The sequence below is a fragment of the Caulobacter sp. AP07 genome (genome assembly GCF_000281955.1).
GTDB lineage: Bacteria > Pseudomonadota > Alphaproteobacteria > Caulobacterales > Caulobacteraceae > Caulobacter.
On the sequence record NZ_AKKF01000218.1, the window covers coordinates 1 to 8,919 of the forward strand.

10 protein-coding genes are annotated in these 8,919 nt (G+C 69.6%); 5 read left to right on the top strand and 5 right to left on the bottom strand.

The genetic code is table 11. The features are described 5' to 3' along the window. Positions 1-135: 135 nt before the first annotated feature. Together PMI01_RS19690 and PMI01_RS19695 are read right to left on the bottom strand one after the other, a co-directional pair. Positions 136-1,182: an SGNH/GDSL hydrolase family protein gene (locus tag PMI01_RS19690; protein WP_007673014.1), complete on the bottom strand. Its 1,047-nt coding sequence runs from the start codon at positions 1,180-1,182 to the stop codon at positions 136-138. Positions 1,183-1,283: 101 nt separating this feature from the next. Continuing rightward, positions 1,284-2,579 (bottom strand): amidohydrolase, encoded by a 1,296-nt coding sequence (locus PMI01_RS19695; protein ID WP_007673015.1) that lies wholly within the window; start codon positions 2,577-2,579, stop codon positions 1,284-1,286. A 167-nt stretch (positions 2,580-2,746) separates the two neighbouring features. Between PMI01_RS19695 and PMI01_RS19700 the strand changes: the two genes are divergently transcribed. From PMI01_RS19700 to PMI01_RS19710, 3 genes are all read left to right on the top strand, one after another. Further along, positions 2,747-3,475: an NUDIX hydrolase gene (locus tag PMI01_RS19700; RefSeq protein WP_007673016.1), complete on the top strand. Its 729-nt coding sequence runs from the start codon at positions 2,747-2,749 to the stop codon at positions 3,473-3,475. A gap of 191 nt (positions 3,476-3,666) precedes the next feature. Beyond that, positions 3,667-3,834 (top strand): 50S ribosomal protein L33, encoded by a 168-nt coding sequence (gene rpmG, locus PMI01_RS19705; RefSeq protein WP_007673017.1) that lies wholly within the window; start codon positions 3,667-3,669, stop codon positions 3,832-3,834. A 90-nt stretch (positions 3,835-3,924) separates the two neighbouring features. Further along, positions 3,925-4,692: a glutaminyl-peptide cyclotransferase gene (locus PMI01_RS19710; RefSeq protein WP_007673018.1), complete on the top strand. Its 768-nt coding sequence runs from the start codon at positions 3,925-3,927 to the stop codon at positions 4,690-4,692. A gap of 94 nt (positions 4,693-4,786) precedes the next feature. Here PMI01_RS19710 and PMI01_RS19715 read toward each other — a convergent pair whose 3' ends face one another. Both PMI01_RS19715 and PMI01_RS19720 read right to left on the bottom strand, forming a co-directional pair. After that, complete coding sequence (locus tag PMI01_RS19715) at positions 4,787-6,151, bottom strand: PleD family two-component system response regulator (protein ID WP_007673019.1); 1,365 nt, start codon at positions 6,149-6,151, stop codon at positions 4,787-4,789. 4 nt (positions 6,152-6,155) lie between these two features. After that, positions 6,156-6,524 carry a response regulator gene (locus PMI01_RS19720; RefSeq protein ID WP_028040271.1) on the bottom strand — a complete coding sequence of 123 codons (369 nt, stop codon included), beginning with the start codon at positions 6,522-6,524 and terminating at the stop codon, positions 6,156-6,158. A gap of 122 nt (positions 6,525-6,646) precedes the next feature. Between PMI01_RS19720 and PMI01_RS19725 the strand changes: the two genes are divergently transcribed. Together PMI01_RS19725 and PMI01_RS19730 are read left to right on the top strand one after the other, a co-directional pair. Further along, complete coding sequence (locus PMI01_RS19725; protein WP_007673023.1) at positions 6,647-7,294, top strand: hypothetical protein; 648 nt, start codon at positions 6,647-6,649, stop codon at positions 7,292-7,294. Then, a complete protein-coding gene (locus tag PMI01_RS19730; protein WP_007673024.1) occupies positions 7,291-8,550 on the top strand; it encodes a DNA polymerase IV in 1,260 nt (419 codons plus the stop codon). Before PMI01_RS19725 ends, PMI01_RS19730 begins: the two co-directional genes overlap by 4 nt. A 147-nt stretch (positions 8,551-8,697) precedes the next feature. Here PMI01_RS19730 and PMI01_RS19735 read toward each other — a convergent pair. Further along, positions 8,698-8,919, bottom strand: a 222-nt coding sequence (locus tag PMI01_RS19735; RefSeq protein WP_007673025.1) for an FtsW/RodA/SpoVE family cell cycle protein, incomplete at its 5' end; no start/stop codon positions are given.

The following is an 8,919-nucleotide window of genomic DNA, read 5'->3' on the forward strand; positions in this document are numbered from 1 at the left end:
GGAGAGGGAGGGGCCCGCCGCGTAGCGGTGGGAGGGTGAGGGACTACGCCCTCGCCTCTTTCACACGAACGCCCTGCCTCTGAGTGGGGACATGCACATGTGCATGTCCCCAGCCGCTTTCCATGGGAGAGGACGTCAGGGCAGGACCACCCGCGCCGCCGCCTCCAGCTTATCCGCCATCATCCGCTGGTCCGCCGCCGACGGGTGCCAGTTGCAGGCGCCCAGGTCCATGCCGGTGATCCGCACCGGAGTCGCCAGGCCGGGCGTCTCGGCGTCGACCGCCTGGACCACCTGGTCGACGTCGGCGGCGAAGCTGTCGCCGGCGATCAGCAGGAACCGCGCCTGGGGCTGGCGGCGGGCCAGGTCGCGGATGAAGCCGGCATAGGTCTGACGATAGTCGGCGTGCAGGGCGGCCTCGTCGGCCCAGGCCTCGCCGGGCTGGAGGGGCGTCGAGAAATCGTTGGTGCCCAGGCCGATGACGATCAGGTCGGGCCGCCAGGGCTCCGCCGGGTCGACGCTCGGCGCGGCCTCGCCGGGAATCATGCGCGGATAGAGCGCCGGCAGGGGCTGGCCGGGCGAGGAGCCGCCGTAGTTACGCACCACGCCCCGCCCCGAGAAGGCGACGATCCGGTAGTCGGCGTCCAGCCGGCGCGACAGGATCGGGCCGAAGGTCAGGCTGGTGTCGGTCAGGTCGTGGATCTCGGCCTCGGTGCAGTCGTGCTTGGTCGCGCGGACGCCATAGCCGACCGTGTGGGAGTCGCCGATGAATTCGATCCTGCGGGCGCGGGCCCGCGGCGGCAGGGCCCGGCCCCCGGGTCCCACGAAGAACCCGAGAAACCGCGCCGAGCCGGCCTGGCTCTCGGTCAGCTTGTCCAGCCGCACGACGTGCTCGCCCGGCCCCAGGCCGCCGAGCGTCAGGCGGGCCGAACCGGTGCTCAGCTCCGCGCGAACCTGGCCATCGACGCTGACCGCCAGGTGCTCGGCGCCCGCATCGACGGCCACCTCGACGGACGGCCCGGTGAAGCGGCCTTCGAAATAGACCCCCGGCCAGCCAAACGCCGCCGCCCCGCCGGGCAGGGCTACCGCCCGGCCACCGATATTGGACGTCAGGGCGGTCTGCGCCGCCGACGCCGGATGGGAAAGGGCCAGGACCGCGACGGCGGCGAGAATCAAGGACCGCAAGCGAGTCTCCTTCGAAGCAGCGCCTTTCTGTCATGGCCTCGATCGGAGCACAAAGGCGAGCGGCGACGCGGGTCCAGTGAAGAACCGCCCGCCTTGGCCGCCTACTTCCGCTCCAGATAGTCCAGCGCCATCAGCACCTCGGCCTTGACCCCCGTCTCGAACACCGCCTCGTCGACGTCGAAATATGGCGAGTGGTTGGCCGGCGCGGTCGCCGCCGGCACGTTGGCCGGACGCCCGCCCAGTTGCACGAACACCGCCGGGATCTTCTCGCCATAGCGCGAGAAGTCCTCGGCCCCGGTCACCAGCGCCGCCTGGTCGTCGACCTTGCCCGGCGAGGCCTTCTCCAGGCTGGCCTTGACCCACCCCGACAGCGCCGGGTCGTTATAGGTGACCGGATAGGGCTGGGTGAACACCGCCTGGGCTTTCGCCCCATAACGGTCGCCGATCGCGGCCACGGTCTTCTGCACCCTGTCGATCATGTCGGCCCGCCGCGCCGGATTGAAGGTCCGCAGGGTGCCGGTCATCACCAGGTCCTCGGGGATGATGTTGTTGCGCACGCCCATGTTGATCGTCGCCACGGTCAGGACGGTGGGCGAGGCGCCGACGTCGATCTGGCGGGCGGCGATCTGGTTGAAGGCCTGGACGATGTCGGCCGAGACGCTGGCCATGTCGACGCCGGCCCACGGCCGCGCCCCGTGGGTCTGCTTGCCCTTGACGGTGATCGTCATGCGCTCGGAGCCGGCATAGAAGCCGCCGGCCCGGTAGTTCAGGGCGTGGGCGTCGCCGGGGCCGATGTGCAGGCCGAAGATGGCGTCGACCTTGGGGTGGTCCAGCACGCCCTCGCGGACCATCAGCAGCGCCCCGCCCTCCTCGCCGGCCTGCGAGCCCTCCTCGGCCGGCTGGAAGATCACCACCACCGTGCCGGGGATCTCGGCCTTCATGCCGGCCAGCACGGTCGCCGCGCCCAGCAGCATGGCCACGTGGGTGTCGTGGCCGCAGGCGTGCATCACCGGCAGGGTCCGGCCCTCCCACGGGGCGGTGACCTTGGAGGCGAACGGCAGGCCGGTCTTCTCCTCGACCGGCAGGGCGTCCATGTCGGCGCGCAGGGCCACCACCTTGCCGGGCTTGCCGCCCTTCAGCACCCCGACCACGCCGGTGCGGCCGACGCCCTCGCGGACCTCGAAGCCCAGGGCCTTCAACTCCTTAGCCACCAGGGCGGCGGTGCGGACCTCCTGGTTGCCCAGTTCGGGATGCTCGTGGATGTCGCGCCGCCAGGCCACGACCCTGGGCTGGACGGCCTTGGCGGCGGCGGCGACCTGGGCGGTGGAGGGCGCGGCGAACGCGGGCGCGCCCAGCAATGCGGCGGCCAGAGCCAGCCCGGAAACCCTTGCGAACATGCCGTCCCTCGATTCCTGAAATCTCCGCGCGAGCTTGGGCGGGCGGGCATGCGGCGGTCAAGCGTGGGAGAGGCTACTGGGGACATGCCCATGGGCATGTCCCCAATCCAAGCAACTGCCCCTACGGACGGCTGGCGCCCGTCCGCTTCCGGACTAAGCTCCCCCGCATGGACGAACCAGCCGACGCTCAATTCGACACCCGCAACGACGGCGACGTCCGCGACCCCGGCGCGGGCCCGCTGAAGCCGCGCCACGCCGCCACCCTGATCATCGTCCGCGACGACGGTCCCAAGCCCCGGCTGCTGATGGGCCGGCGCAACCGCGGCCTGGCCTTCATGGCCGACAAGTGGGTGTTCCCCGGCGGCCGGGTCGATCGCGGCGACTACACCGCGCCCTCGGCCAGCGATCTGTCGCCCGACACCGCCGCCCGGCTGGCCGTCGAGCCGCGCCATCCGACGCCCGCGCGCCTGGCCCGCGCCCTGGCCCTGGCCGCGGTGCGCGAGACCTTCGAGGAGACCGGCCTGCTGCTGGCCAGGCCTGCTCCGGCGCGGCCCGGCGCGGGCGCCTGGCGGCCGTTCCTGGCCCAGGGCGCCCTGCCCGACCTGGCGCCGCTGGCGTTCGTGGCCCGGGCCATCACCCCGCCCTACCGCACCCGCCGCTTCGACGCCCGGTTCTTCATGGCCCCGGCCAGCGCCTTGCTCAGCCTGGAGCGCCAGCCCGACTGCGGCGAGCTGGACGAGATCGGCTGGTTCGACTTCGACCAGGCCCGGGCCCTGGACCTGCCCAACATCACCCGCTTCGTCGTCCACGAGGTCGGCCAGCGCCTGGCCCAGCCCGAACGCCCGGCCCCGTTCATGCGCTTCCTGCGCGGGGCGCGGCAGTTGAGCTATCTCTAGGATACGATCGGGGACACACACTCACGGCAACGCCCCTGACGGGCCGGCGAGACCGGGGTGTGAGTGTGCGTCCCCGGCCGCGCCAAAATCAGCTGTCTCTCGGCAATTGACTTTGCGCAGCCCGTGAGTATGTTCCGCGCCTCTTATTTCGACCGCGTAGGGACCTGCGCGACCATCGCAGGGATTCGACCATGGCCAAACCGGCTTCCATCAAGATCCGCCTGAACTCGACGGCGGACACCGGCTTCTTCTACGTGACCAAGAAGAACGCCCGCACCAAGACCGAAAAGATGGTGCTGAAGAAGTACGATCCGGTCATCCGCAAGCACGTCGAATTCAAGGAAGGCAAGATCAAGTAGGATCTTGTCCGTCCCAGCGACGCACACGAAAACGCCCGGCTGCGAAGTCGGGCGTTTTTCTTTGGGCCCTTGCATTGTAGGGGTTCGGGCATGCGCCAGCCGATCCTGACCGCCCTCGCCGCCCTGCTCCTGAGCGCCTGTTCGCCGCTGGCGAACGCCGCGACGCCCGTCCAGGGCTACCAGGTGGTGCGCACCTATCCGCATGATCCCAACGCCTTCACCGAGGGCCTCTTCCTGCTGGACGGCTTCCTCTATGAGAGCACCGGCCGCGAAGGCGCCTCGTCGATCCGCAAGATCGACCTGGAGACCGGCCGGGTGGAGCTGGAACGCTCGATCTCCAGCCAGTTGTTCGGCGAGGGAATCATCGACTGGAAGGACCGGCTGATCTCGCTGACCTGGAAGGACCAGCTGGGCTTCATCTACGACCTCGACGATTTCGAAACCCGCGGCGAATTTTCCTATCCCGGCGAAGGCTGGGCCCTGACCCGCGACGACCACCGGCTCATCATGAGCGACGGCACCTCGCGCCTGCGGTTCCTGGACCCCGAGACCCTGAAGGAGACCGGCGGGATCACCGTCACCGACGAAGGCCGGCCGGTGGACCAGCTCAACGAGCTGGAATGGGTCAAGGGCGAGATCTACGCCAACATCTGGCAGACCGACCGCATCGCCCGCATCGACCCCGTGACGGGCCAGGTGAAGGGCTGGATCGACCTGACGGGGCTGCTGCCGGTCGAGGACCGGGCCGGGGCCGACGTGCTGAACGGCATCGCCTACGACGCCAAGGCCGATCGCCTGATCGTGACGGGGAAGCTGTGGCCGCGGCTGTACGAGATCAGGCTGGTGCCGAAGCGCTGAACCGCGGCCGGGGACATGCCCTTGGGCGTGTCCTCATCAGCAGTCGCGGCGCCTGAACATTGGGGACACGCCCAAGGGCATGTCCCCGGCTATACTAAGCCGCCTTGCCCACCACGGCGTTGCGTCCCGAGGCCTTGGCCTCGTACACCGCCTCGTCGGCCCGCTTGAGCAGGGTCTCGGGCGTGTCGTTCGGCCCGCTGGTGGCCGAGACGCCGATCGAGATGGTCACCGTCAGCAGTTCGGAACCGTGGGCCACCCGGAACGGCGAGCCCGACACGTGCATGCGGATCCGCTCGGCGATGCGCAGGGCGTCGGCCAGCTGGGTGTCGGGCATGATCACCGTGAACTCCTCGCCGCCGTAGCGGCAAGGCAGGTCGATGGCCCGGACGTTGGAGGCCAAGCGCAGGGCGAACTCGCGCAGCACCTCGTCGCCGACGTCGTGGCCGAAGCCGTCGTTGATCTTCTTGAAGTGGTCGATGTCGATCAGCAGGGCCGCGACCGGGTCGCCGCCCAGGGCCGCGCGCTTGACCAGCGAATCGAGCTGGCCGGACATGTAGCGGCGATTGTGCAGGCCGGTCAGCTGGTCGGTGACCGCCAGTTCCAGGCTGTGGTCGAGGTTCTGGCGCAGGTAGTCGGTGTAGCGCTTGCGCTGGATCTGGGTCTTGACCCGGGCCGACAGCTCCTGCGGGTCGATCGGCCGCGGCAGGATGTCGTTGATGCCGATCTCCAGCGCCTTGACCAGGCGCGGGCGCTCGTCGGGATCGACCATGGCCAGGATCGGCAGGTGACGGGTGCGCTCGTCCGAGCGCAGGCTGGCGGCGAAGCGCAGGCCGTCGAAGCCCTTGGCGGCGGCGTTGATGATGATCAGGTCGACCGGGCCGCCGGCGCTGATCTGGGCCTTCGCGGGGTCGGATTCGATCACCGGACGGTGCTCGACCGCCAGTTCGGCGGCCACGCGCTGGGCCTGGCGTTCGTTGTCGTCGACGATCAGCACCCGGCCGCCCAGGCCGTCGAGGCGCGAGGCGGCCCCGGCGATCACGCCCATGCGGCGGCCCGAGGCCTCGCGCTGGCGCAGTTCGTCGATCACCAGCTTGAAGCGGGTCAGGCTGCGCACGCGGGCGAACAGCATGACGTCGTCGATCGGCTTGGTCAGGAAGTCCGAAGCGCCCGCCTCCAGCCCCTGGATGCGGTCGGCCCGGCCGTCCAGCGCCGTGACCAGCACGACGGGGATGTGGCGGGTGACCGGGTCTTCCTTGAGCTTCTTGCAGACGGTGAAGCCGTCCATGCCGGGCATCATCACGTCCAGCAGGATGACGTCGGGCAGTTCGTCGGCCGCCATCGCCAGGGCCGTCGGGCCGTCATTGGCGGTGGAGACCTGATAATATTCGGCCGAAAGCTTGGCCTCGAGCAGGCGGACATTGGCCTCGATATCGTCGACGACCAGGATGCGCGCGCTCACGGGCCTACCTCTCCAGCAACCGGGTGATGGTGTCGAGGAAGTGCGACACCGAGATGGGCTTGGAGATATAGGCCTCGCACCCGCCCTCGCGAATCCGTTCCTCGTCGCCCTTCATGGCAAATGCCGTAACGGCGACGACGGGGATATGCGACAGATCGTCGTCCTCCTTCAGCCACTTGGTGACTTCGAGGCCCGAGATTTCCGGCAGCTGGATGTCCATCAGGATCAGGTCGGGACGATGCTCACGGGCGATCGACAGAGCCTGCAAGCCCTCGCGGGTCTGCAGGATCTCGTAACCCTGGGCTTCGAGCAGATCATGAAACAGCTTCATGTTCAGCTCATTATCCTCCACGATGAGGACCTTCTTCGTCATCCTGACCCCGACCATTCCGGTCCGTGGCGGCGCGTGAGGGATTCGCGTCGCTTCTGGGTTCCAGATGCCACGAATATCCTTAAGCCCGCGCTAATCGCGTTTTACGACACCGACCTTGGATCATGGACCCCAGTTATTCCGACCTTCAGGCCTGCGCCGTGCGCCCCGATGCGCCCCTGGTCATCGTCGATGTCGACGAGGTGCTGGCCCAGTTCATGGCCGGCTTCGGCGCGTTCATCGCGCGCCACGGGTTCGAGCTGCGATTCGACCGCTTCGCCCTGTTCCAGAACATCTACCGGCCGGGCGAGACCCAGCATGTGGACCTGATCGCCGGCAAGGTGCTGTTCGACGACTTCTTCCGCGACGGGGCCGACGACCTGCTGCCGGCCGACGGGGCCGCCGACGCCCTGGCCGACCTGTCGACCCGGGCCGGGGTGGTGATCCTGACCAACGCCCCCGAGCACGGCCGCCAGTCCCGGGCTCGGTGGCTGAAGACTCACGGCTTCGACTACCCGCTGGTGATCAACAGCGGCCCCAAGGGCCCGCCCGCCGCCGACCTGGCCGCGCGGACCACCGGGCCCTCGGTGTTCATCGACGACCTGCTGCCGCAGCTGGAGTCGGTGGCCCAGACCGCGCCCGGCGTCTCGCGCTTCCAGATGGTGGCCGACGCGCGCCTGCGCCCCCTGGCCCCCTGCGCGCCGGAACGGCACACCCGCATCGACCTGTGGCCCGACCTGAAGACGGCCATCGAGCACAAGCTGTTCCGATGAAATCCCTCTGCCGCGACTGCCTGGCGACGGGCGAGGCCAAGGTCTCGCGCTGCCCGGCCTGCGGCTCGCCACGCGTGGTCTTCCATGAGGAACTGGGCCAGCTGAGCATGGCGCACCTGGACTGCGACGCCTTCTACGCCTCGGTCGAGAAGCGCGACGACCCCAGCTTGCGCGACAAGCCGGTGATCGTCGGCGGCGGCAAGCGCGGGGTGGTGACCACCGCCTGCTACATCGCCCGCATGAGCGGCCCGCGCTCGGCCATGCCGATGTACAAGGCGCTGAAGCTGTGCCCCGACGCCGTGGTCATCAAGCCCAACTTCGCCAAGTACCGGCACGAGAGCCGGCGGATCATGGCCAAGCTGGACGCCCTGACGCCGCTGGTGCAGCCGCTGTCGCTGGACGAGGCCTGGATCGACCTTTCGGGCACCGAGCGGCTGCACGGCGCGCCGCCGGCCGTGATGCTGGCCCGGGCCCAGAAGGAAATCGAGACCGAGATCGGCCTCACCGTCTCGATCGGCCTGGCGCCCAACAAGTTCCTGGCCAAGATCGCCTCGGAGCTGGACAAGCCGCGCGGCTTCTCGGTGATCGGCGCGACCGGCGTCGAGGCGTTCCTGGCCCCGCGTCCGGTGTCGATCCTGCCCGGCGTCGGCCCGGCCACGGTCACGACCCTGGCCTCGGAAGGCCTGCGCACGGTCGGCGACATCGCCTCGGCCGACCTCAAATGGCTGGTCAAGGTGCTGGGCTCGGGCGGCCTGCGCCTGCACCACCTGGCCCACGGCCGCGACGCGCGGGCGGTGGACCCCGAGCAGGAACGCAAGACCATCAGCGCCGAGACCACCTTCAACGACGACCTCCACCAGCGCGAGGCGCTGGAGGACGAGCTGTGGCCGCTGTGCGAGAAGGTCGCCCGCCAGGCCCGGGCCGGCGGCGTGGCCGGCCGGGTGGCGACGCTGAAGCTGCGCACCCCCGACTTCAAGATCCACACCCGCCGCCGCACCCTGCCCGTCCCGATCCAGACCGCCCGCACCCTGTTCCAGGTGGCCCGCGAGCTGCTGGCCGCCGAACCCAGGGGCCTGAGCTATCGCCTGATCGGCGCGGGCCTGACCGACTTCGTCCCGGCCGAAGGCGCGGCCGACGACTTCTTCGCCGGCGACGAGCGCAAGGCGCTGAAGAGCGAGACAGTGATCGACGGGCTGCGGGGGAAGTACGGGGCGGGGGCGGTGGTGACCGGGCGGGCGCTGAAGGGGACGAAGTAGGCGGCATCGCCACTTGCCCCCTACGGGTCGCTTCGCGACCGTCTTCCCCCATAGGGGGAAGAGCCTCGCGCGTTGAGCTCCGCCCCCTATGGGGGCGGACAGGCGGCGAAGCCGCCAGGTGGGGGCAAGTGTTCTCCCCACCAAGTCCTACATCAGCGAACCCTTGCCGCTGGTCACCTCGGTATAGCGGTGCACTCGCACGGCCTGCACCAGCCCGAACCCGACCATCACCGTCAGCATGACGGTGCCGCCGTAGCTGAGCATCGGCATCGGCACGCCCACCACCGGGGCCATGCCCATCACCATCGCGCCGTTGATCAGCACATAGAGGGCGAAGGTCGCCGTGACGCCGGCCGGCGACAGCCGGCC

Excerpts from the sequence above, each read along its gene's own strand:
- PMI01_RS19695 (WP_007673015.1), bottom strand. The coding sequence starts at position 2,579 with ATGTTCGCAAGGGTTTCCGGGCTGGCTCTGGCCGCCGCATTGCTGGGC.
- PMI01_RS19710 (WP_007673018.1), top strand. The coding sequence starts at position 3,925 with ATGCGCCAGCCGATCCTGACCGCCCTCGCCGCCCTGCTCCTGAGCGCC.
- PMI01_RS19730 (WP_007673024.1), top strand. The coding sequence starts at position 7,291 with ATGAAATCCCTCTGCCGCGACTGCCTGGCGACGGGCGAGGCCAAGGTC.
- PMI01_RS19725 (WP_007673023.1), top strand. The coding sequence starts at position 6,647 with ATGGACCCCAGTTATTCCGACCTTCAGGCCTGCGCCGTGCGCCCCGAT.
- PMI01_RS19720 (WP_028040271.1), bottom strand. The coding sequence starts at position 6,524 with ATGACGAAGAAGGTCCTCATCGTGGAGGATAATGAGCTGAACATGAAG.
- rpmG (WP_007673017.1), top strand. The coding sequence starts at position 3,667 with ATGGCCAAACCGGCTTCCATCAAGATCCGCCTGAACTCGACGGCGGAC.
- PMI01_RS19700 (WP_007673016.1), top strand. The coding sequence starts at position 2,747 with ATGGACGAACCAGCCGACGCTCAATTCGACACCCGCAACGACGGCGAC.